17 protein-coding genes are annotated in these 22772 nt (G+C 68.9%); 7 read left to right on the top strand and 10 right to left on the bottom strand.

Annotated features, from left to right (window positions below; all coding sequences use genetic code 11):
* Positions 1-67 precede the first annotated feature (67 nt).
* Positions 68-778 carry an rRNA pseudouridine synthase gene (locus tag CEK65_RS04040; protein WP_152180856.1) on the top strand — a complete coding sequence of 237 codons (711 nt, stop codon included), beginning with the start codon at positions 68-70 and terminating at the stop codon, positions 776-778.
* Positions 779-879: 101 nt separating this feature from the next.
* Here CEK65_RS04040 and CEK65_RS04045 read toward each other — a convergent pair whose 3' ends face one another.
* Entirely contained in the window at positions 880-1686 is an 807-nt protein-coding gene (locus tag CEK65_RS04045) for an SGNH/GDSL hydrolase family protein (protein ID WP_152180857.1), read from the bottom strand.
* Positions 1687-2191: 505 nt separating this feature from the next.
* Here CEK65_RS04045 and CEK65_RS04050 point away from each other — a divergent pair.
* Positions 2192-3793, top strand: coding sequence for a PQQ-binding-like beta-propeller repeat protein (locus CEK65_RS04050; protein WP_152180870.1), 1602 nt, complete (start codon positions 2192-2194; stop codon positions 3791-3793).
* Between the two features lie 252 nt (positions 3794-4045).
* Here CEK65_RS04050 and CEK65_RS04055 read toward each other — a convergent pair whose 3' ends face one another.
* The gene (locus CEK65_RS04055; RefSeq protein ID WP_152180858.1) at positions 4046-6958 is read right to left on the bottom strand and encodes a TonB-dependent receptor; all 2913 of its coding nucleotides are present in this window, start codon (positions 6956-6958) and stop codon (positions 4046-4048) included.
* A 722-nt stretch (positions 6959-7680) separates the two neighbouring features.
* Here CEK65_RS04055 and CEK65_RS04060 point away from each other — a divergent pair.
* Positions 7681-9081 (top strand): serine protease, encoded by a 1401-nt coding sequence (locus CEK65_RS04060; protein ID WP_152180859.1) that lies wholly within the window; start codon positions 7681-7683, stop codon positions 9079-9081.
* 132 nt (positions 9082-9213) lie between these two features.
* The gene (locus CEK65_RS20925; RefSeq protein WP_191091395.1) at positions 9214-9381 is read left to right on the top strand and encodes a hypothetical protein; all 168 of its coding nucleotides are present in this window, start codon (positions 9214-9216) and stop codon (positions 9379-9381) included.
* A 101-nt stretch (positions 9382-9482) separates the two neighbouring features.
* On the opposite strand, the gene CEK65_RS04065 is transcribed toward CEK65_RS20925, so the two are convergent.
* The 3 genes from CEK65_RS04065 to CEK65_RS04075 all read right to left on the bottom strand — a co-directional run bounded on the left by CEK65_RS04065 (position 9483) and on the right by CEK65_RS04075 (position 11461).
* The gene (locus CEK65_RS04065) at positions 9483-9656 is read right to left on the bottom strand and encodes a DUF1328 family protein (RefSeq protein ID WP_017908222.1); all 174 of its coding nucleotides are present in this window, start codon (positions 9654-9656) and stop codon (positions 9483-9485) included.
* Between the two features lie 153 nt (positions 9657-9809).
* Positions 9810-10385 (bottom strand): N-acetylmuramidase, encoded by a 576-nt coding sequence (locus CEK65_RS04070; protein WP_152180860.1) that lies wholly within the window; start codon positions 10383-10385, stop codon positions 9810-9812.
* A gap of 101 nt (positions 10386-10486) precedes the next feature.
* Entirely contained in the window at positions 10487-11461 is a 975-nt protein-coding gene (locus CEK65_RS04075; RefSeq protein WP_152180861.1) for a lipase family protein, read from the bottom strand.
* Positions 11462-11750: 289 nt separating this feature from the next.
* On the opposite strand from CEK65_RS04075, the gene CEK65_RS04080 reads away from it, so the two are divergent.
* The gene (locus CEK65_RS04080; RefSeq protein ID WP_152180862.1) at positions 11751-12239 is read left to right on the top strand and encodes a pyridoxamine 5'-phosphate oxidase family protein; all 489 of its coding nucleotides are present in this window, start codon (positions 11751-11753) and stop codon (positions 12237-12239) included.
* 171 nt (positions 12240-12410) lie between these two features.
* Here the strand turns inward: CEK65_RS04080 and CEK65_RS04085 are convergent, their stop codons facing one another.
* The 4 genes from CEK65_RS04085 to CEK65_RS04100 form a co-directional block, all read right to left on the bottom strand.
* Positions 12411-12668 carry a hypothetical protein gene (locus CEK65_RS04085; protein ID WP_152180863.1) on the bottom strand — a complete coding sequence of 86 codons (258 nt, stop codon included), beginning with the start codon at positions 12666-12668 and terminating at the stop codon, positions 12411-12413.
* Positions 12669-12824: 156 nt separating this feature from the next.
* Positions 12825-13853, bottom strand: a complete 1029-nt coding sequence (locus CEK65_RS04090) for an HDOD domain-containing protein (protein WP_226980467.1) — start codon at positions 13851-13853, stop codon at positions 12825-12827.
* Positions 13854-14189: 336 nt separating this feature from the next.
* Positions 14190-14585 (bottom strand): nuclear transport factor 2 family protein, encoded by a 396-nt coding sequence (locus tag CEK65_RS04095; protein WP_226980468.1) that lies wholly within the window; start codon positions 14583-14585, stop codon positions 14190-14192.
* 246 nt (positions 14586-14831) lie between these two features.
* Entirely contained in the window at positions 14832-18404 is a 3573-nt protein-coding gene (locus tag CEK65_RS04100) for a methylmalonyl-CoA mutase family protein (protein WP_152180866.1), read from the bottom strand.
* 219 nt (positions 18405-18623) lie between these two features.
* On the opposite strand from CEK65_RS04100, the gene CEK65_RS04105 reads away from it, so the two are divergent.
* Entirely contained in the window at positions 18624-18941 is a 318-nt protein-coding gene (locus CEK65_RS04105) for a hypothetical protein (protein WP_226978689.1), read from the top strand.
* Between the two features lie 465 nt (positions 18942-19406).
* Positions 19407-20507 (top strand): Glu/Leu/Phe/Val dehydrogenase dimerization domain-containing protein, encoded by a 1101-nt coding sequence (locus tag CEK65_RS04110; protein ID WP_152180867.1) that lies wholly within the window; start codon positions 19407-19409, stop codon positions 20505-20507.
* A gap of 127 nt (positions 20508-20634) precedes the next feature.
* Here CEK65_RS04110 and CEK65_RS04115 read toward each other — a convergent pair.
* Positions 20635-22772: autotransporter domain-containing protein (locus tag CEK65_RS04115; protein ID WP_152180868.1), on the bottom strand; the 2138-nt coding region annotated here is incomplete at its 5' end.

The raw sequence follows: 22772 nt of genomic DNA on the forward strand, positions 1-22772 counted from the left end.
ACGCCGCCGCGTGCGGCCGCTGCCTGGCGCCCGTACACTGCGCCCCCCACCGATCACCACAGCCCCGATGTCCAGCCCCGTCCGTCTCGACAAGCATCTCGCCGCCCTGCTGCCGTGTTCGCGCGGCGAGGCGCAGCAGTACATCGAGGGCGGCTGGGTCAGCGTGGACGGCGTGGTGGTCGAGGAACCGCAGACGCCGATCACCACCCAGCAGGTGACGCTGGCGCCCGACGCGCAACTCGGCCCGGCGCAGGCGGTCACGCTGCTGCTGCACAAGCCGGCCGGGATGCGCGCCGAAGACGCGCTCGCGCTGGCGACGCCAGGTAACCGCAGCGCCCTGGATGCCAGCGACATGCGTGTGCTGAAACGCCATTTCCTGCGCCTGAGCATGCCGCTGCCGCTGGAGACCGAGGCCAGCGGACTGCTGGTGCTGAGCCAGGACCGCCGCGTACTGCGGCGGCTGAGCGAGGACGCGGCCACGCTGGAGCAGGAGTTCGTGGTGGAGGTGAGCGGCACGTTGCAGCCCTATGGCCTGCATCGGCTCGCGCACGGCCTGCGCCATGGCCAGCGCACGCTGCCGCCGTGCAAGGTCAGCTGGCAGAGCGAACAGCGCCTGCGCTTCGCGATCAAGCACGTGCAGCCGGGCCAGTTGCACGACATGTGCGCGCAGGTCGGGCTGGAAGTGACCGGCCTGCGCCGCCTGCGCATCGGCCGCATTCCGCTGGGCAAGCTGGCGCCGGGCGAGTGGCGTTATCTGCCGGCGGGTGAGCGGTTCTGAGGGGCGGTGGGCGCTGTGGCGATGATCATTGTTTCCGGCGGTCGTACCCTCACCCCAACCCCTCTCCCGGGGGGAGAGGGGCTAGGAGCGCGCGCGGTGACTCAGGGCTTTGCCAGCGCGCGCTGGATCGCCTGCTCGGCCAGTGGCGCCATCACCGCATAGCCGGCGTTGTTGGGGTGCACGCCGTCGATGGCCACGGTCTTGTCCATGCCGCCGTCGCGGTTGCTCAGCTTGCTGTAGTAGTCCAGGTACACCGCGTCGTGCTGCTGCGCGTACTGCTGCATCCACGCGTTGAGCGCACGCACCTTCTGCGCCGGCTGCAGGCCCGGGCGCCACGGATAGTCGGTCACCGGCAGCACCGAGGCCAGCACCACCTTGATGTGATGCGCCTGCGCAAGCTCGATCATCGCGCTGAGGTTGCCCTCGATCATCTCCAGCGTGGACAGCCCGGTATTGCCGGCCAGGTCATTGGTGCCGGCCAGGATCACCACCACCGCCGGCTTCAGGTCGATCACGTCCTGGCGGAAGCGCACCAGCATCTGCGCGGTGGTCTGCCCGGAAATGCCGCGATTGACGTAGGCGGACTTGCCGGGGAAGAACGTGGTGCCTTCGCGACGGCCCCAGGCGTCGGTGATGGAGTCGCCGTAGAACACCACGCGCGGCGCGTCCGCTGCCGGCGCCGGCAGCGCGGCATTGTCGGCGCGATAGCGCTGCAGTTGCGCCCAATCGAGCAGGCGCTGCTGCATCGCCTTCACTTCATCGGGCTTGAGCGTGTCCGGCGCCCGCGTGTACAGCGCATCGACCTTGCCCTCCAGCGCCGCGGTGGACACGGGCGGTGCCGCCTGCACGGCGCCAGCGGCCGTGGCGCACAGCGCGATGGCGAGGGACAACAGCGAGGGGCATTTCATCGAGGCATTCCTTGTGCGGACAACGGTGATCGCACAGTGTAACCAACCGCCCGCACCGCCCATGCGGCATCGCCGCAGCGCACTGCGGCACGTCCGACTGCACCGCAATTCAGCCCGCGCTCACGCGGCGAATCCGGCACACGGGATCGATGGCGCATATCGCCACGCGCCACGCGGACGCAATCTGCCGCGCCGTGTCGATGCGCGGCAACACGCGGCCGCGACGGCCATCGCAGCCTGCGACGCCATGCGTCACGCGCGTGCCGGCACGATGACAGCGCGATGCCGCCGCCATCGTTTTTCGCTATTGCAGCAACCTTTTGCGAAGGCCCTAACTTTTTCGTAAGTACATGACACGCAAGGATTTTAACTTCTAGGATGGCCGCGGACGTGACGGGGGGATCCTCACTCCCAAGCCCGAAGGACATCCATGAAAACGCGTGATGCACACCAGAACCACTCCCGCCTGCGGCTGGCGTTGATTCCCGGCTTGATGTTCAGCGCAATGGCGATGGCGCAGTCCGCAGGCACCGCAGCGGCGACGACCGACACCAGCGCCGCCAGCGCACAATGGCGCAGCACGTTCTCCGGCGGCACGCCGTTCGCCACGCACAGCCTCTGGGACAGCGCCGGCGGCGGCTTCCTCAACACCCGCTTCGCGCCCGGCGAATGGCAGATCACTCCGTTCAACGCGGCGCGCCTGAAGACCGCGTGGACCTTCACCACCCAGGGCGACGTCTCGGCCACGCCGACCGTGCAGGGCACGGCGCTGTACGTGCCGGACTGGGGCGGCCAGCTGTATCGCATCGACACCGACCTGGGCAAGGCGGTGTGGCAGGTGAAGCTGGCCGACTACACCGGCATCGCCGGTTCGCTGTCGCGCAACAGCGCGGCGATCGCGCGCGACAGCGTGCTGGTCGGCGACCAGGCCAGCGGCACGGTGCTGGCGATCGACAAGGCCACCGGCAAGCTGCTGTGGAAGACCCTGGTCGAATCCAACCCGCAGGCGCGCATCACCGCCTCGCCGGTGATCTACGGCGACCGCGTCTACGTCGGCGTGTCCTCCGGCGACTGGGGCGGCCTGAGCGCCGGCTACAAGTATTCCTTCCGCGGCAGCGTCGCCGCGCTGGACCTGAAGACCGGCAAGCTGCTGTGGAGCTTCCGCACCACGCCGGAGGGCTACACCGGTGCCTCGGTGTGGGGCACGCTGGCGATCGATCCGCTGCGCCAGCGCGTCTACGCCACCACCGGCAACAACTACTCGGTGCCGACCGAGGTGGCCAGCTGCGTCAAGAACGCCAACGGCGACAAGACCGCGCAACTGGCCTGCATGGCGCCGGACAACTACGTCGACTCGGTGTTGGCGCTGGACATGCGCAGCGGCAAGCCGGTGTGGACGCGCCGCCTGCAGGGCGCCGACGCCTGGTCGCTGTCGTGCCTGGTCGCGCCGACCAATGGCCTGTGCCAGGACCCGCAGGGGCCGGACTACGACTTCAGCGGCGGCGGCGCCAACCTGTTCACGGCGATCCGCAACGGCAAGCCGCAGGCGCTGGTCGGTGCCGGACAGAAGAGCGGCGTGTACTGGGCCTTCGACGCCGACACCGGGCAGACCGTGTGGTCGACCCAGGTCGGCCCGGGCGGCACCGCCGGCGGCATCGAGTGGGGCTCGTCGGTGGATCCGTTCTCCGGTCGCGTGTACGTGGCCATCAACAACAACGAGCACACGCCGTACACGCTGGCGCCGGGCAACACCGAGACCTGGAACGCCGGCTCCTGGGCCGCGCTGGATGCGGCCAGCGGCAAGATCCTCTGGCAGGTCAAGGTGCCGGGTACCGATCCGGTGCAGACCGCGTTCGGCGCCGGCGGCCGCGGCCCGCTGGCGTCGTCGCCGGGCCTGGTCTATGCCGGCTCGATGTCCGGCGCGATGACCGTGCTCGATGCCAAGACCGGCGCCACGCTGTGGAGCTTCGATGCCGGCGGCTCGGTGTCCAGCGCACCGGCGATCGTCGATGGTGCGGTGTACTGGGGTGCGGGCTACAGCCGCTTCAACTTCGGCACCGGGGTCAACAAGCTGTACAAGTTCGTGCCGTCGAACCGGCGCCGCTGAGCGCAGCTCGGGACCGCCTCTTCGGTTGTAGTGCCTCTCCTGCGAATGCCTCTCCTGCGCAAGCGGGAGAGGCTGTTGCACGACGATCGAGCGCATCGCATCGCGAAGCGCAAGGCGCCAGGTGAGATCACGTGGCGCACGTACGCTTGGACAGCGCGCGCTGGGACGAGAGATGACACGAGGCAACGCCAGGCCCATGAAGATCCGGAGGGCTCCGCTTCCCGCGAAGCCCGCCGACGATCAGCTGACCGCTCAGTTGAACGTGTAGTCCAGGGTCAGGAACATTTCCCGGCCGTTGTACTCGCTCGCGGTCTGCCCGGTGGTGACGAACTCGAAGCCGCCAGCGTAATACGGAATCGCACCGACCTTGTCGAAGATGTTCGACACGGTGAGCTTCGCATGCAGGTCCGGCGTGACCTGCAGGCCGACCGAGCCGTTCCAGGTGATCCAGGCCGGCGCGTGGCCCCGATAGGTCGTATCCGGCACGGTCACCTGGTTGCCGTCCTGGGTGACCTGGCAGACGCCGGTGGAGACCGTGTTGCCGCCATTGGACACGGTGACCATGCCGGGCTGGATGCCGTTGGGCAGCACGTCGCAGCCGGCGTAGTTGGGGGCACGCATGCGGCCATTGCGCACGCCGGAGATCGACACGTTCCAGCGGCCCTTGGTCCAGTCGGCGATCCAGGTCATGCGGCTGGCCACGTTCTGATAGCGGGTGTTCTGCAACGGATCCGACGCCAGCACGCGCTGCTTGTACGACAGGTTGTTGGTGTAGTTGATGCCGGCGCGGAAGTCGCCGTAGCCGTCGGTGTGGAACTTGTAGTCCAGCGTCGCATCGACGCCGGCCACGTACAGCGAGGCTTCGTTGATCGGGCCCGATTGCACCGAGACGATCTGGCCGTTGGCGTCGCGCTTCACCATCTGGGTGACCATCTGGCAATACTCCGATCCGGCCACGTGCGCCGTGTACGGCGACAGGCCCGACGTCCCGTTCGGCTTCATCCCGGTCAGGCAGCCGGCTTCGTCGGCCAGCACGGTGTCCTGGCCGAGGTACTGGATGGCGTTGTCCACGCCCATGTTCCAGTAGTCGGCCGACACCGACAGCCCCTGCACGCCCGGCACCTGCCAGACGAAGCCGTAGGTCCAGGAGTGGCCGGTCTGCGGCAGCAGCAGGCGGCTGCCGTTGGTGTAGAGCGTGTAGTACTGCGACCCGGGACGCTGCACGCTGTTGCACCAGGTGTTGTTGTTCTGCCCGGCCTTGATCGCGTTCACGCACTGCAGCGGGTCGGCGTAGAAGCCCACCGGCGAGGTCGAACCGGTCAAGTAGATGGCCTGCATGTCCGGCGCCTTGAAGTTGGTGCCGTAGCTGCCGCGCAGCAGCAGACCGTCGTACGGGCGCCATTCCAGGCCCGAGCCCCAGGTACGGGCGATGTCGGCACGGCTGGCGTCGTTGTACTTGTCCAGGCGGCCGGACAGCGTCCAGGTCACCGACTCCAGCACCGGCACGCGGAACTCCGTGCCCAGCGAGAAACGCTGCCGGGTGCCGGCACCGGTGAGGTAGGCGCCGAACGGGTTCTGGAACGTGGACGGATCCGCCGCACGCGGGTCGGGCGACAGCTTGAAGCCGTTGTGTGCGGCTTCGAGCACCGCGGCCCAGCCCACCGACCGGTCGGCCCAGGGCAGCTTGAACAGGTCGCCGTTGACGCGCAGTTGCGCCTGGTCGAGCCAGGACGACGCGGTGTTCACGCCGGTCACCGCGAACTGGTCGTACTGCTGCGGGGTGATCGGGTTCCAGAACTGCTGCCAGTTGAAGGCGTAGATCGGCAGGCCGTCGGCGGTGGTGCCCTGCTGCTGGCCGAGGAAGAAGGTGTTGGTGGCCTGCGCGTTGTAGCCGGTGAACTCCTCGCGGACGATGTACTTCTGCGTGTTGAGGTTGAGGTCCCAGTTGAAACGGCCGTCGAACACGGTGCCGCGCAGGCCGGCCTGCAGGTTCCAGTTGCGCTCGCGATCGTAGGTGTTGGCGCTGACGCCGATCTCTTTCTGAGTCAGCTGGCGGATCACCTGGTTGACCGTCTGCCCGGTGGTCTGGTCGTAGAACGGGCCGGCGCTGAACACGTTGAGCTGCGTGTTGGAGATGCCCACGGTCTGGTACAGCGCGGCCGAGCCGTAGAACTGCAGACCGTTCTGGAAGTCGTACTCGCCCGCCAGATAGCCGCTGTTGCTGATGCTGCCCGGGGTCAGCACCCAGTTCTGGAACAGCGCCGGCTGCGCGCAGTAGAAGCCGTTGTCGGTGACGCCGGTGACCTGGGTGCCGTTGGTGGTCACCGAGTGCGACTGGGTCAGGCGCGAGTTGGTGAACTTGTCGCAGGTGCCGGCGGGCGGCGTGATGTAGCGGCCGTTGGCGTCAGTGGCCGACAGCGCGATCGCGCCGGCGGCATCGTACTGGTAGCCGAACATGCGCGAGGCCGGACCCCAGGCGCCGTAGCCCGCGTCGGCCACGGAATCCTGGTACGGCCGGTCCATGCCCCACAGCGCGCTGCGGTTGGAGTGCTCCAAATTGTAGGTCACGTGCCAGTTGTCGCCCGCGCGGCCACCGACGTAGTTGATGTCGCCGTATCGGCGGCCACCACGCGTCGCGCCGCCCGCAGTGACCTGCAACTGGTTGCCCTGGTAGTCCTTCTTCAGGATCACGTTCACCACGCCGGCGACCGCGTCCGAGCCGTAGATCGACGACGCGCCGGAGGCCAGCACTTCGATGTGATCGATCATCCCGGTGGGGAGGTTGTTGAAGTTCTGGAAGTTGCTCTGCTTGTTGAGCGGCTGCGGGTAATCGACCACGCGATGGCCGTCGATCATCAGCAGGCTGAAACCGGGGCCGAGTCCGCGCAGGTTCACCGAGCGCGCATTGACCGAACTGGAGCCCCACGAGGCCGGGTCGGACACCTGCTGGCCCACCTGCGGCAGCGAGTCGAGGAATTCCCACAGCGTGGTGTAGCCCTGCTTCTTGATCTCTTCGCCGGTGATGGTGACCACCGGCGCAGGGCCTTCGACCTCCACGCGCGGGATCAGCGATCCGGTGACCGTCACCGCCTTGAGTTCGACCGGCTTGTCGGCCTTGCCGGCGCCATTGGGCGGGGCCGCGTCATCGGGCGCGGATTGCGCCATGACAGAGGGCGCCCACAGGGCGAGCGCAACGGAACTGGCGATGAGTCCACGCCGGAAAGCGGTTCTGTTCACTGGTCTCCCCCCACAGGAGCGATCGATGTTGGAGATGTGCCGAGCCCGCCCTAGCCCCCTGGCCTCGCGCGGGCCGTCCGCAAGGCGGTGCATACAAGAACGCAAAGTTCATATATGCGACGCCAGCGTTATAGGCCGAATTTGAATCGATGCAAGCTGCGTCGCAGCACGCCAGATGCCGATTCAAGTGATTGAATCTACTGAAATTTGTCGGAAAGATTGCAGAAAGGTGGCAACCGGTCAGGACCCTGCTCGGCGGGAGCGTCCGCTCCTGGCTTCATGCGGTTCGGCGGGGCGGCCTGAGCCGCTGGTGAGCGTGTGCGGGGGGACTGGCCGACGTCCGTGTCGACGTGTCGATCAGGCCGCTCCAGATAGCGCTACCCATCCTGCCCTTCCCACTTGATCGGGCACGGATCCGCATTGCAGCGCGCATGCAACGGTGCCGCTGCGGCATGGCAGCGCCGTGCGCTTCTTTCGCGCCATCACACGCAATGTGAGCAGCTGTCTACGAAACCGGCCCTCCGAGCGTGACGCCTGACACGCAATCGCTCTGGCGTCGTCCGTAGCCTCGGCAGGCACCCTGAACTCGGGTGCAATGGCATCCGGTCCCCTGCCGGATGGTCTCGTCCCTCTTCGCAGAAGGAAGATCGATGAATCGCAAGCATGCGTTGTACCTGGCGTTGCTCGCCGGCATTGCCGGCATGTCCCCCGCCGCCATGGCTGCCACTCCCCCAGCAGCCGAAATGGATTCCGCCCCGGTCGAAGCCCGCCCGGATGCCGCCGCGCTCGGTGGCGCGGAACTGCGCAGCCTTCCCCCGGGCAGCGCGCACGCCCCGCGCCTGATCGAACTGGCCGCGCCCGACAGCAGCAAGGCCGCGGCGATGAAGCAGGCACGCGGGCAACAGGTCAAGCACGGCCAGCCGCTGCAGATCGGCTTTTCCCGCGACGTCGCCAAGCCCGACATCAACCTGCGTCGCCTGCGCTGGCAGACGCTGCCCAACGGCGCCCAGGTCACCAGTTTCGAAATCGCCTCGACCAACGCGCAGGCGCTGCGCGCAGCGCTGCAGCTCAGCGGCAGCGGCGCCCAGCCCGGCGATCCGCGCAAGGCGACGCTGCGCTTCGCCGGCGACGACGGCCGTGTGTTCCAGCAGAGCGGCGCCGATTTCGCCGGCAGCCAGCCCGGCTGGTCGGCGGTGATCGCCGGCGCGCGCATGGTGGTGGAGATCGAGCTGCCGGCCGGCCAGTACCCGCAAGGCTTCGCGCTGAAGATCCCGCAGCTCTCGCACCTGGACATCAGCCCGGTGGCCAGCGAGACGATGATGCGGCCGATGATCGGCGAGAGCGATTCGTGCGAGCGCGACATCGTCTGCCGCGCCAACCCGACCTCCGGCTTCACCTCGGCGGCCAAGTCGGTGGCGCGCATGACCTTCACCAGCGGCGGCAGCACCTACCTGTGCACCGGCACCCTGCTCAACAACAGCAATTCGCCGAAGAAAGCGATGTTCTGGAGCGCGGCGCACTGCATCAGCACCCAGACCGTGGCCAATACGCTGCAGACGTACTGGTTCTACGACGCCACCACCTGCGGCGGCTCCACGGTCAATTCCAACTACACCACCCTCGGCGGCGGCGCCTACCTGCGCTATACCAACACCACCCGCGACACCACGCTGCTCGAGCTCAAGAGCGCTCCGCCGAGCGGCGCGTTCTACGCGGGCTGGAGCAGTTCGGCGATCGGTTCCACCGGCACCGCGATCGAGGGCATCCACCACCCGGCCGGCGACGTCAAGAAGTACTCGCTGGGCAAGGTCACCGCGCTGTCCAGCTCCATCGACGGCAAATCGCCGCTGTACCGCGTGCAGTGGAGCACCGGCGTCACCGAAGGCGGCTCGTCCGGCTCCGGCCTGTTCACCGTCAACAGCAGCGGCGCCTACCAATTGCGCGGCGGCCTGTATGGCGGCACCTCATACTGCAGCGCACCGAGCGATCCCGACTACTACTCGCGCTTCGCCGACGTGTATTCGTCGATCCAGCAGTATCTGAGCCCGTAAGCCAAGGTCCGGGAGGGCCGTACTCCCGCACCTGCGCCTAGGACAGGCCGTCCCGATGACGGCCTGTCCGTTTCGCACGCCGAAGCCGCGCAGCGGCTACACTCAGGGCATTCCCCTGACGGCAGACATGCATTGGCCAAGCCCAACTACTCCTTCGAAAAGCGGCAGCGCGAGCTGGCCAAGAAGAAACAGCAGGAAGAAAAAGAAGCGCGCAAGCGCGAAGCGCGTGCCGCAGCGGCCAAGCCCGCCGCCGACGACGACGCTGCGACGCACGAAACGGATACCGCCAGCGACGCCTAGGCCTTCAATGGCACGGCAAGCGCCTGCCGACCACCACAGGGCCTCGCTCTGCGGACCTGTCGCGCGACGCACCTGCATCGACGCGACACCCGGCCTGGTGCCTAACTGACCTTCTTGGCCAGCATGGTGCCCAGCACGAACAGCACCAGGGCGATGGCGATGCCGGCCCAGAACAGGAACTTGGCGACGCCGATCGCCGCGCCCGCCACGCCGCTGAAGCCGAGCGCGCCGGCGATGAGTCCGATGATGGCGATGATGATGGCCCACTTGATCATGATGCGGTCTTCCCGAAAACGAGGACAGGCGCACGCCGTCATCGCGTGCGCTGGCGTCGGCAGATGGCCGACGCTGGTTCGGGAGACTAGACAGCGCGGCATGCGCATGCGGTGAAACGCAGATGCACGCGCCGTGCACGGCGCGGCGTCGCATCAGGCGGTGCCGGTCTGCGCAGGCGCCGACGCATCGGCCGGCAGGCTCGCCGGGAACCATTCCGCGCGTCGCAGCCAGCCGGCCAGGAACTCGGCGTCGTCCGGACGCTCCGCCACCAGGCGCTGGTAGTAGGCGATGCGCTGCTGCCGGTACTGCGCGTACACCTGTGCCGTGTCCGCACTGGCAAGCGCCGCCAGGGTCGCCGGCCCCATCTCGCCATCGACCGCCAAGCCGGTCGCGCCCAGTTGCTGCAGGACGCGCTGCAGCAGCGAGATCGCGACATCGCCGGCATTGACGTAGAAATCGAACACGAGCTCGGCCAACGTCTGCGAGGCGATCTGATCGGCGCCGATCCTGTCCCAGTAGTCGTGCTGGTAGATCGTCGCGGCCTGCTGCACAGTCAATGCGCGCAGGTTCTGCAGCGTCGGCGCTTGGCCCAGCAGCGCTTGCGCGCAGCGCTGGAAGGTGGCCAGGGTGATGCCGTGGTTGGTGGCGCCGCCCGGATCGTTCGGATCATCGACGAAGCCGCCCTCGAACCGCAGCAGCTGTGGGAGATACAGGTCGAACGATGCCATGGCGACGTCCTCGCCATCGATGGGCGGTCAGCGTGGCACCCGTGGCGGCACCATGCAGTGACCGCGGGCACAACAGGCGCGCCGCCAGGCCGCGCACGCACTCATGGCGTGGCCGCCGCCGGCGACGCCGCTGCCCCCTCCGGAAAGCCCAGCGCCTGCTCGGCCGCTCGCGCGGTCAGCGCCATGTCCGCCCAGGCCGGATGCGGCGTGGTGGGCGGGATCTGGCTGCGCATCAGCCGCTGCGGATCGGTCTGGTCGGCGAAGGTCCCGCTCCAGGCCTGCGGCGTCTGCCACAGGGCGTGCTGCAGCACGACCTGCATGTTGGCGATGGAGTGCCGCGGCAGCAGATGCGGGAACCAGGCGCCATTGACGTCGTAGGCGGTGCGGAACGCCTGCCCCACCGACGCATAGCCGAATATGGACGGCGGCAGCGACGGCGCGTAGTCCCAGTAGTTGTAGCAGCGCGTGCTGTCGGCCGCGGCGATATGCGCGGCATAGGCCTGTTCCCAGCTCGCGTCGCCGACCATCGGGCTGCAGAAGTTGATGTTGCGGCTGGGCAGCCCTGGCCGGCTCAGCGCCAGGTCCAGCGAGAACAACTGGCTCAGCGCGCCGCCCAGGCTGTGCCCGGTGACGTAGACCTGGGTCGGCGCGAAGTGCTCCAGCAGCGCGAACAACTGCGCGCGCATCGAGGCGCGCATGGCGCCGCCCCTGCCGTTGTAGATGCCGTAGAACCCGGCCGACACCTGCGGCACCGGCGTGACGGTACCGGCGCTGGGCACGAAGGCGGTGGTGGAGAAGTCCAGGTCCTCGTAGATGTCCAGGTCCGAATCGGTGCCGCGGAACGCGAACAGATAGGTCCCGGCGGTGGCGGTGGAACGGAACAGCAGACCGAACAGCTCCTCGCTGCCCCCCAGCGGGTCGCCATCCCAGCCGGACCAGCGGGCGACCAGACGGTAGTCGGACGGTGCCGAGAACGGCTTGCCTTCATAGGCCGCGTAGGCAGCGATGCTGGCGGCGGCCATCGCCAGGGTCAGTTGCGGCGGCAACAGCGGTTGCGTCGCGGGAATCGCACTCATCGGCAAACGTCCTGTCGGAAAGCGGCGCGTGCCGCGGGCAGCCGGCACACGCCTTCCCTGCGGAACGGTGGTCCGTCCGCCACGCTGCATGCGTGGCGTGGTCGCTTAGTAGCACTGGGGATCGGCGCGATGCTTCGATACGCATCGCAGCGCGCTGCGCATCGCCGCACTTGTCTACAGCGGCCCGCGCGCACCGACTCTGCACGTGGCCTGCACCGTCCCGTCACGGACTGCGCGCGCGCCCGCAGGCACAGTGCAGGCGGGCACTGTCGCCCGCTCGGAGATCCGCATGGCCAGCCCGCAGGAACTGGAAGAGAAATTCTGGAAGGCATTGAAGTCCGACCGCACCGTGATGCTTGGCCTGGACGGCGTCGAAGACGGCCACGCCCGGCCGATGACCGCGCAGTTCGAGGGCGATCACGGCGGCCCGATCTGGTTCTTCACCTCCAAGGACAACGCGCTGGTGCAGAAGCTGACGCAGAGCCAGCGGGTGATCGCGGCGTTCAGCGCCAAGAACTACGACCTGTTCGCCAGCATCAGCGGCACGCTCAGCGTCGATAACGACCAGGCGGTGATCGAGCGCCTGTGGAACGGCTTCATCGACGCCTGGTACGAACAGGGCAAGGACGATCCGAAGCTGGCGCTGCTGCGCCTGGACCCGGATCACGCGCAGATCTGGCTCAACGGTTCCAGCCTGATGGCCGGCATCAAGGTGCTGTTCGGCATCGACCCCAAGCGCGACTACCAGGACAAGGTCGCCGACGTGCCGCTGCGCTGAGGTAGACGCGCTCGCCACGCCGCCGTCGCGCCGGCTGCATGCGTGCAGCCGGTGCATCCGCTCGGCCGGCCGCCTCCTGCCCGCCGGGCGCATCGCGTCTGCATGAGGTCGAGAAAACGCGCCGCGCTTCATGCAAGCGGCGCATGGCGTCGACCGCGCCCAAGCAACGGGTCATTCGGCCTTTAGCAGTCCACGAATCGCATCGCGCAGCACGGCTTCGGTGGCTCGCAGGGCACGATCGACCTGGTCTTCGGCCGCCGCCTCTGCCAGCCGCAACCACGCCTGCGCCCCCGCCGGGTCGGCGTGCCGCGCGGCCATCAATGCCCGGCAGCGCGGGCGCAACGCTGGAGCGATGGCGCCACCTTCATGGACGGCGATCGTCGCCAACGGCGCCAGCAAGCAGATCAGCCTCGGCGCCAGCGTGGACACGACAGGGATCCGCGCCTGCGTCGGCGCATGCTGTCTCGCGCTGTCGGCTGCGCCGACCTCCCGTCGCATCGCCCGGTGGCCGCGCATCGCTTCGGCACCCGGCCGCTCTGCCGCACGTTTCGACCAATCACTGGCTGGACCACGCAACGGCGCCACCTAACGGCGATAGCGCACCGCCAGCTGCGCGGCCGCCGCAGCGCGATGCCGGCGCAGGGCCAGGCCGAGCGCACTCATGGTCGCCGCATCGGCGTCGCCCGACTGCTCCTCCAGGGCGCGTTGCACGCGCGGCGACAGCCCCCAGTCCGCGGAAATGGCCTTGGCGCAGTGCGCCGACCAGGCCTCCAGCATCTCGGTCATCGCCGCCGGCGTGGGCGCTGCCTCGGCGTGGCGTGCGTGGACATCGCGCAGCACCTGCACCACCGAGACCGCACCCAACCCGCACAACAGCGCCAGCAACTGCGCGGCGTTCGCATCCTCGCGGTCGGGCACTTGGGAGGCGGCGTGCGCCGACAGCAGGGTGTGTTCCCACAGCACCGCCGCACAGCGGCCGAAGACGCTGCCGTCGTCGACGATCACCGGTTGCAGCAGCGCCGCCAGCACGATCTGGCGCAGGCCCTCGGTGCCGAGCAGGGCCACCGCCCGCTCCAGGTTCTCGATCGGCTCGGGATGGCGGCGGTAGACGACGCTGTTGGCGATGCGCAGCAGGTTGCCGGCCAGCGCCGGGTCCTGGCCCAGGATCGTGGCGATGGAATGGGCGCCGGCGGTCGGGTCGTTGATCGCGCGGGTGAGCTGCGGCAGCAGGTGCGGGCGTCGCGGCGTGTAGCGCGGATGCGCATCGATGCGCGCCAGCACCGCGGCGGCCTCGGCCATGACCGCCGGCGCAGGCGTGACCGACGTGCTCACCAGCCGGCCGGCGAATGCCAGCTCGCACAGGCGCGCCAGGATCGCGGCGTCCGGCACCGGATCCAGATCGAGCAGGGCCGGGTCGGCGAAAGGGTCGAGGCCCGGGTCCACCGGGGCAACAGGCGCGGTGGGTGCAGACACTGCCGGTGCCGCGGATACGTCGGCATCCTCGGCATGGACGCGCGCCTGCGGCGCCTCGGCCGCATCGCCAGAGCCACGCCGCAGCCACCACCACAGTCCGCCCCCCAGCACCAGCGCACCCGCACTGATGGCAATCCACATGATCGGCACGATCGTCGTCATCCGCAAAACATCGCCAGGTCCCCGCGCCCGGCCACCGGTGCGCGCCCACGCGGCACGCCATGTCATTCAAGCACGCCGCGCGGGTTTCTGCGCAACGCCGACGTGATGCGGTGGCCGACCGCCGTGAGGCGGTCATGGACAACGCGCGATCGCGCCACTCAGCTGCAAGCAAGCGGCGTGCCGACAGCGCCCTTCACCACTCCAGCAGCCTGTTGCGCCGCTCCTCGCTGCCGCCTGCGGACGGCACGTGGCGGGTATGGTCGGGGCGATGGGGCTTGAACGCCGCCCTATGGGGGGCAACGGCCGCCCCCTCGCTCAGTGCGGCGCCACTGCGGGCGCGGTGCGATGCCCGTAGCTGAGTACCCGCGTCAACTTCCAACCGTCCGGGTCCTGGCGCCACACCATCACGAACTTGGCGATGCCCTCGCAGCGGCCGCTGGCCAGCTCGCAGAAGCGGTGCTCGCCTTCCTCGATCGCCCCGAAGTCCTTGATCGGATAGACCCGCAACGTACCGGGCAGCAACTCGCGGCGGACCTTGCCGCAGATCCATTTGCGCGTGTTGTCGACGACGCTCGCGCGGTCCCAGGTGACGCCGCCGGTGTCGTGGTAGAACTCCACGTCCGGCACGAACGACGACTCGAACGCCGCCAGGTCGCAGCGGTTGTAGGCCTCGAACAGGCGCTGGTCCAGCGCCGCGACGGTGTCGAACAACGGCCCCGCCGCCCCATCCCCGGCCGGTTCCGCCGCGCGGGTCGTCGCCGCGCACGCCATCAACACTGCCAATGCTCCCCAGACTTTCATCGGCATCCTCTGCGTGAATCGATGGGACACTATGAGACCGCCCAGGCCGCGGCCGCAAGATTGCCGCATGCGCTAGCGCGGCGCCGCAGAAGCGCACGCGGCAGGCCCCCTCGCCGACGCCGGCGCGCCGGCGTCGGCAGCCACGACCGTCGGCGCCTACATGTTGCGCCGATACTCGCCGCCCACCTCGTACAGCGCATGGCTGATCTGGCCCAGGCTGTGAGTCTTGACCGCCTCCATCAGCGCCGCGAACACGTTGCGGCGCTCGCGCGCGGTGCGCTGCAGCGCGCCCAGGCCGGCGCCGTCGGCGGCCAGCGCCAGCGCGTTGCGGCGCTGCTGCCAGTCGCGCACGTTGCCGATCTGCTGGTCCTTTTCCTGCTCGGTGGAGCGGATCAGCTCGATCTCGGTCGCGGTCTCGCCGGCATGCTCCTTGGGCAGGAAGGTGTTGACCCCGACCAGCGGCAGACTGCCGTCGTGCTTCTTGTGTTCGTAGTACAGACTCTCTTCCTGGATCTTGCCGCGCTGGTACATGGTGTCCATCGCGCCGAGCACACCACCGCGCTCGCTGATCGCCTCGAACTCCTTGTACACCGCTTCTTCCACCAGGTCGGTGAGCTGCTCGATGATGAAGCTGCCCTGCCAGGGGTTCTCGCAGAAGTTCAGCCCCAGCTCCTTGTTGATGATCATCTGGATCGCCACCGCGCGGCGCACGCTTTCCTCGGTCGGCGTGGTGATCGCCTCGTCGTAGGCGTTGGTGTGCAGGCTGTTGCAGTTGTCGAACAGCGCGTACAGCGCCTGCAGCGTGGTGCGGATGTCGTTGAACTGGATCTCCTGCGCGTGCAGCGAACGGCCCGAGGTCTGGATGTGGTACTTCATCATCTGGCTGCGCTCGTTGCCGCCGTAGCGCTCGCGCATCGCCCGTGCCCAGATCCGCCGCGCCACCCGGCCGATCACCGTGTACTCCGGGTCCATGCCGTTGCTGAAGAAGAAGCTCAGGTTCGGCGCGAAATCGTCGATGTGCATGCCGCGCGCCAGGTAGTACTCGACGATGGTGAAGCCGTTGCTGAGGGTGAAGGCGAGCTGGCTGATCGGGTTCGCCCCGGCCTCGGCGATGTGATAGCCGGAGATCGACACCGAGTAGAAGTTGCGCACCTTCTGCTCGACGAAATACTGCTGGATGTCGCCCATCATGCGCAGCGCGAACTCGGTGCTGAAGATGCAGGTGTTCTGCGCCTGGTCTTCCTTGAGAATGTCGGCCTGCACCGTGCCGCGCACGCTGGACAGGGTCTGCGCCTTGATCTGCGCGTAGGTCTCCGCATCCACCAACTGGTCGCCGCTGACCCCGAGCAGGGCCAGGCCGAGGCCGTCGTTGCCCGGCGGCAACGCGCCGTGATAGCGCGGGCGTTCGCGGCCTTCGAACAATCGGGCCAGGGTCTGCTCGGCCTGGGCCCAGCGCTGCGCATCGGCCTTGAGATGTTTCTCCACCTGCTGGTCGATGGCGGTGTTCATGAACATCGCCAGGATCATCGGCGCCGGACCGTTGATGGTCATCGACACGCTGGTGGTCGGCGCGCACAGGTCGAAGCCGGAGTACAGCTTCTTCATGTCGTCCAGGGTCGGAATGTTGACCCCGGAGTTGCCGATCTTGCCGTAGATGTCCGGGCGCGGCGCCGGGTCCTCGCCGTACAGGGTGACGCTGTCGAAGGCGGTGGACAGGCGCGCGGCCGGCTGGCCGACGCTCAGGTAGTGGAAGCGCCGGTTGGTGCGCTCGGGCGTGCCCTCGCCGGCGAACATGCGGATCGGATCCTCGCCGGTGCGCCGGTACGGATACACGCCGCCGGTGTACGGATAGCTGCCGGGCAGGTTCTCCTTGCCGAGGAAGGTCAGCAGTTCGCCCCAGCTCTTGTAGCGCGGAGCGGCGATCTTCGGAATGGACTGGTGGCTGAGCGACTCCCGGTAGTTCTCCACGCGGATCGGCTTGCCGCGCACTGCATACTCGGTGACCGGGTCGGTGATCGACTTCAGCCGCTGCGGCCACTCGCGCAGCAGCTTCAGCGACTCGCTGGACAGCGACTGCAGCGCATCGTTGTAGCGCTGGCGCAGGAGCAGCAGGCTGGCGTCGACGGCATCAGCGGACGCATCGGCGGATGCACGCGACGCCGGCAGCAGATCCTGCGCCGCATACAGTTCCAGTTGCGCCGGCAGTTGCGGATCCTGCAGTTCGTGCAGCGCTTGCCAGAACGCCTGCGCGCGGTCGGCGGCCTCGGCCTGGCGCAGCACGCCGGCATTGAGGGCGCGCCCCTGCTCGGCGATCTCGGCCAGGTAGCGCACGCGTGCGCCGGGAATCAGCACGGTGGCGCGCGGCTCCTTCAGCGTGGTGTCGAGCTGCGGGCGGAAATCGCAGTGCGCCTGTGCGCCCGGCGCATTTGCCGCGGTGTCCGCCTGCGTGGCCAGCTTGTCGCGCAGCAGGCGGCACAGATTGACGAACATCCAACTCACGCCCGGGTCGTTGAACTGGCTGGCGATGGTCGGGTACACCGGCACCGCCTCGTCCTCCAGTTGGAACGCCGCGCGGTTGCGCCGCCACTGCTTGCGCACGTCGCGCAACGCGTCCTCGGCGCCGCGCCGGTCGTACTTGTTCAGCACCACCAGTTCCGCGAAGTCGAGCATGTCGATCTTCTCCAGCTGGCTCGGCGCACCGTAGTCGCTGGTCATCACGTACACCGGGAAATCGACCAGGTCGACGATCTCCGAATCGCTCTGGCCGATACCGGCGGTCTCCACGATCACCAGGTCGTAGCCGACCGCCTTCAACAACGCGATGCAGTCCTTCAGCACCCGGTTGGTGGCGGCGTGCTGGCGCCGCGTGGCCATCGAACGCATGTACACGCGCGGGCTGCGCAGCGCGTTCATGCGGATGCGGTCGCCGAGCAGCGCGCCGCCGGTGCGGCGCCGGCTCGGGTCGACCGAGACCACCGCGATGCGCATCTGCGGGAAGCTGGCCAGGAAGCGGTTGAGCAGTTCGTCGGTGACCGAGGACTTGCCGGCACCGCCGGTGCCGGTCAGGCCGAGCACGGGTGCGGCGCGCCGACTGCGCGCCTCCGCCGCGGACGCCGTGCCGGACTGCCACTGCTTGCGCAACAGCGCCAGTTCCGCCTCCGAGAACGCGCCGTCCTCGATCGCCGACAGCATCCGGCCGATCCCGATCTCGTCGTCGATGTCCGGCAGCGGGGAGCCGGCCGGCGTCGCGCCACGCGCCTCCGCCGCGGTTTCGCGCCCTTGCCCGGCACGCGCCACCACGTCCTCGATCATCTCCACCAGGCCCATCTTCATGCCGTCGTTGGGGTGGTAGATGCGCTCCACGCCGTAGGCCTGCAGTTCGGCGATTTCCTCCGGGGTGATGGTGCCGCCACCGCCGCCGAACACCCGTACATGCGCGGCGCCGCGCTCGCGCAGCATGTCCACCATGTACTTGAAGTACTCCACGTGGCCGCCTTGGTAGGACGACAGCGCGATCGCGTCGGCATCCTCGTGCAGCGCCGCGCGCACCACGTCCTCGACGCTGCGGTTGTGGCCGAGATGGATCACCTCGGCGCCCTGCGCCTGGATCAGGCGGCGCATGATGTTGATCGCCGCATCGTGGCCGTCGAACAGGCTGGCGGCGGTGACGAAACGCAGGGGACTGGCGTCGGTCTGCGGCAACGGAACGCGGGACGCGGGAAGGCTCATCGTGCGGACATCGAAAAGAGAATGCCGCGATTCTAGGCGCGCAGCGCGACACGGGCAGGTTGCGCTGCAGCATGCAGAGCTGCGTCCCCTTGCCGCTAGCGCGCCGCTGCGCCTGGCTATCCGCTGCATGAATACGCCCTCGGCCGCGCGTCAACACACATGTCGGTCGCGGCGTTTCCTCCCGCGTCGGCAGCCCGCCGATGCCTTCGGAGACATCGCATGTTCGCTCGTCCCTTGTTGCTGGCCACCCTGCTCGGCGGCGCGCTCGCCGGCGCCATGGCCGCCGCGCCCGCGCAGGCGCGCGAAGTGGTGGAACTGTCGGTCCGCACCGCCCCGCCGCCGCCTCGGGTGGAACGGGTGGTGGTGCGGCCCGGCTATGTCTGGATGCCCGGCTACTGGCAATGGAACGGACGCCACCACGTCTGGGTCGCCGGCCGCTACGTGGTGGAACGGCCGGGCTACGTCTATGTCGGTCCGCGCTGGGAGCACTACGGCCCCGCCTATCGCTTCCACGCCGGCTATTGGGCACGTCACTAATCCCAGCTCCCCGAACCGGGCCCGCGATCGCCGTGCCGGCGGCGATCGCGGGCAACGCCGCCGCGGCGTGCTGGGCCGCGGCAAGGCGTCAACAATCGCTGCCGCCCATGGCGCCAACGTGCGCCTCCTCCCGCCGCACCAGCATCGGTCACCGCGACCGCGGGACCGGCCCAGGCCACATCGCGCCGCCCGCCCTATGTGCCCGGCGCCAAAACCGCCCTCTCCCGCGACTCACGCGCCTCCCGGCGAACGCGCACACACCGCCTGTGGCGTCGCACAGCGCCACGAGATGCCCGCCCCGCCCGGCCACCACGCCATCGCACCGGCGGCCGGCAATTGCTTTAAAATGTCGGCATCGCGACGCTCAGGGCCTGTTCCGGAACCGTCGCGTTTTTGTTTTGCGCCACCCACCAGGCACGTTCCTGGACCATGGTGTCCGACACCTGCAACGCCAGCGGAGCCCCCATGCTTTTCGAAACGCTAGCCAACACCGGCCACGAACAGGTCGTCTTCTGCCACAACCGCGACGTGGGACTGCAGGCGATCATCGCCATCCACAACACCGTGCTCGGCCCCGCGCTGGGCGGCGTGCGCATGCGCCCCTACGCCAACACCGAGTCCGCCCTGCAGGACGCGCTGCGGCTCAGTCGCACCATGACCTACAAGAACGCGCTGGCCGGGCTCAACATCGGCGGCGGCAAGGCGGTGATCATCGGCGACCCGAAGAGCGACAAGTCCGAAGCGCTGTTTCGTGCCTTCGGCCGCTACGTCGATTCGCTGGGCGGCCGCTACATCACCGCCGAGGACGTCGGCACCGACGTCAACGACATGGAGCAGATCTACCTGGAGACCGAGTACGTCACCGGCGTGCACCAGGTGCACGGCGGCTCCGGCGACCCGGCCCCGTTCACCGCCTACGGCGCGCTGCAGGCGCTGATGGCCTCGCTGCAGCGCAAGTTCGGCCACGAGGAGATCGGCAAGACCAGCATCGCCGTGCAGGGCCTGGGCCACATCGGCATGGAGCTGGTGAAGCTGCTCAAGGAACGCGGCGCCAAACTGTACGTGACCGACCTGGACCAGGCGCTGGTCGCGCGCGCGGTGGCCGAATACGGCGCCGAAGCGGTGGACCCGGACGATATCTACGACGTCGCCGCCGACGTGCTGGCACCGTGCGCCATGGAGAGCGCGCTCGACGAGGCCAAGCTGCCGCGGCTCAAGGTCAAGATCGTCTGCGGCACCGCCAACAACCAGTTGGCCAATGCCGCGGTCGGCGAGGAACTGCACCGCCGCGGCATCCTCTACGCGCCCGACTACGCGGTCAACGCCGGCGGCGTCATGAACGTGTCGCTGGAGATCGACGGCTACAACCGCGAACGCGCGATGCGGCTGATCCGCAGCATGTACCACAACCTCGGCAAGATCTTCGACCTCTCCGAGCGCGAGAACATTCCGCCGCAACAGGCCGCCGACCGCATCGCCGAGGCGCGCATGCAGGCGATCGGCAAGCTCAAGCTGCCGCTGGGCCGTACCGCACCGCGCTCGATGGGCCACCTGCGCGGCGAGTGATGCCTCGCGCCGCCGCCTGCGCCGCAGGCGGGAGGCCGCAGATCGCAGGGCCGGGACGTCCCGGCCCTGCTTGACTGACTGATCGACCCCGCACCGGCGCAGCACGCGCCGGTTCGGGCACCGGAACTCAGAAGCCCAGGCGATAGCGCAGCGACACCGCGCGGTCGTCGCCGCGCGGGCCGAAGCGCTGGTCGTAACCCAGCCCCAGCAACGCCCCATTCCAGCGCGTCTGCAGGCTGGCGCCGAACAGGCCGCCGGAGCGCGCCGGCTGCAGGTCCACCAGCGGCGCCCACGCGTTCACGCCGACGAAGCTGGCCTGCCGGTCCAGCCCCTGCGCGGCCAGCGTCTGCTGCCACTCGGCATAGCCCTGCAGCGACCAGCCGCGCCCGCCGAATCCGCCGCGCAGGCCGGCCAACGCCTGGCTGCGCGAGGAACTGGCGGCACCGGCCATCAGCCCGAAGCCATCGCCGCCCTGTTCGCGGAAGCCATCGCTGTCGATGCGGCTGTAGTCGGCGCCGGCATACGGGGTCAGCCACGCCGGGCCGCGCCCGAGCCGATAGCCGACCTCCACGCTGGAGGACAGGAAGCGACCGGCATAACGGCTGGAGGCGTCGGCGACGGTGTCGCCGAGCAGCAGGCTGCGGTCGAGCTGGCGCTGGTACTGGCCGCTGCCCAGTTGCGCCAGCGCGTACGCATTGCCCGCCATCGCGCCGAGATAGGCCTGGCCCTGCACCTGGCGGTTGCGGCTGCGGTCCAGGCTGCCGGCGTCGCTGGCGCGGCTCTCGCCGAAGGCGAAGCCGGCCACCGCGTGCTCGCCCAGACGCAGGTCCTGGCCCATCAGCCAGCCATCGAGCTGGAACTGGCTGCCGGCGAAGCTGCCCTGCCCGGTCTCGCCCAGGCGCTGACTCCAGGCGCCGACCGCGCGCGGCTGGTCGAGCAGCGTATCGAAGCGGCTGGACAGCGCGCGCCGCTGCAGATCCATCGTGTCGAAGGTCATCGCGGTGGCCGCGGCATGCGCCTCGCCGGACAGGCTGCGCAGCGTTGCCGACGCCGCCGCCACGCTCGGCGACTGCTGCACCGCGCCGGCCGCCTTGAGCAGGGCGCCATCGACCGTGGCCGGGTCGTGGCTCAGCTGCGTGTTGAGCTGCGCGAACGCCGCGTCCACGCGCGTCGCCGAGGCCAGCGTAGCGGCGGTGATGTTGCCGAAGCTGGCCGCGGCCGCGGTGACGCTCAGCGACTGCACGGTGATCGAGGCGCTGGTGGCGTCGTAGGACAGCGACGAGGTCAGGAACACGTTCGACGGCGTGGTCACCGAGGCGAAGGTGCCGGTGAGCCCGCCGTTGGCCTGCAGCACCGTGTACGCGGTGTTGTTGACCACGTAGTCGCGCTTGCCGAGCACGTACAGCGAACCGCCCTGCAGGGTGGCGCTGCCGCCGACCGAGAGCTTGTCGCCGACCAGCAGCGCCAGGCGGCCGTTGCTGCTCTGCACGTAGTTGCCGCTCAGGCTCAGCGTGGCCGCACCGACCTGAAAGGTGCCGGCATTGGCGACGCTGCCGCCGAGCGCGCCGGCGCCGACGAAGGTGGCGCCATTGCTGATCGCCACGTTCGAGCTGCCCAGGCTGGCCGCGCTGAGCGTGCCGCCCTGCACCTGGGTGTCGCCGCTGTAGGTGTTCTGGGTGCCGCTGAGATTCAGCGTGCCGCTGCCCTGCTTGATCAGCCCGCCGCTGCCGGCGATGTTGTTGGCCCAGGTCGAATTGCCGGTGAATCCCACCGTCACGTCACCCCAGTCGAAGCGGCCCGGTCCCTGCACCGCCTTGCCGACGTTGAGCAGGCCGTAGCCGAAGGTCGCGTCCACGCCGGGCGTGCCCAGGTCGGTGGCGGTGCCGAGCAGGGTCTGCCGGACCAGGTCGTTGGTGAAGTACGGGAAGGCCTGCCAGACCAGCGCCGCCGCACCGGACACCAGCGGCGCCGCGAACGAGGTGCCGCTGCCGTAGTAGTAGTCGGGGTTGCTGGTGGAGGTGGTCGCCTTGGGATCGACGAACACCTCGGTGCCGGGCGCGACCAGGCAGTAGCGCATCGCCGCGCCGCAGGCGTTGGAGTACGAGGCCAGTTGCGTGCCGGTGCTCGAATCGGTTGCCGCCACCACCAGCCAGCCGCGCTCCAGGTCCGCCGCCGGCAGGGTGCCGTTGGGGCCGGCCTTGCTGGGCAGCGAAGCGATGTCCGAGGGCGTGGACTTGGATTCGTTGCCGGCGGCGGACCTGGAGC

The sequence above is a fragment of the Xanthomonas sp. LMG 12459 genome (assembly GCF_009192905.1).
Lineage (GTDB): Bacteria > Pseudomonadota > Gammaproteobacteria > Xanthomonadales > Xanthomonadaceae > Xanthomonas_A > Xanthomonas_A sontii.

Coding starts and splice junctions, on each gene's coding strand:
- CEK65_RS04065 (WP_017908222.1), bottom strand. CDS start 9,656: ATGATCAAGTGGGCCATCATCATCGCCATCATCGGACTCATCGCCGGC.
- CEK65_RS04075 (WP_152180861.1), bottom strand. CDS start 11,461: ATGAGTGCGATTCCCGCGACGCAACCGCTGTTGCCGCCGCAACTGACC.
- CEK65_RS04045 (WP_152180857.1), bottom strand. CDS start 1,686: ATGAAATGCCCCTCGCTGTTGTCCCTCGCCATCGCGCTGTGCGCCACG.
- CEK65_RS04050 (WP_152180870.1), top strand. CDS start 2,192: ATGGCGATGGCGCAGTCCGCAGGCACCGCAGCGGCGACGACCGACACC.
- CEK65_RS04060 (WP_152180859.1), top strand. CDS start 7,681: ATGAATCGCAAGCATGCGTTGTACCTGGCGTTGCTCGCCGGCATTGCC.
- CEK65_RS04070 (WP_152180860.1), bottom strand. CDS start 10,385: ATGGCATCGTTCGACCTGTATCTCCCACAGCTGCTGCGGTTCGAGGGC.
- CEK65_RS04100 (WP_152180866.1), bottom strand. CDS start 18,404: ATGAGCCTTCCCGCGTCCCGCGTTCCGTTGCCGCAGACCGACGCCAGT.
- CEK65_RS04105 (WP_226978689.1), top strand. CDS start 18,624: ATGTTCGCTCGTCCCTTGTTGCTGGCCACCCTGCTCGGCGGCGCGCTC.
- CEK65_RS04040 (WP_152180856.1), top strand. CDS start 68: ATGTCCAGCCCCGTCCGTCTCGACAAGCATCTCGCCGCCCTGCTGCCG.
- CEK65_RS04080 (WP_152180862.1), top strand. CDS start 11,751: ATGGCCAGCCCGCAGGAACTGGAAGAGAAATTCTGGAAGGCATTGAAG.
- CEK65_RS04055 (WP_152180858.1), bottom strand. CDS start 6,958: ATGGCGCAATCCGCGCCCGATGACGCGGCCCCGCCCAATGGCGCCGGC.
- CEK65_RS04090 (WP_226980467.1), bottom strand. CDS start 13,853: ATGTGGATTGCCATCAGTGCGGGTGCGCTGGTGCTGGGGGGCGGACTG.
- CEK65_RS04110 (WP_152180867.1), top strand. CDS start 19,407: ATGCTTTTCGAAACGCTAGCCAACACCGGCCACGAACAGGTCGTCTTC.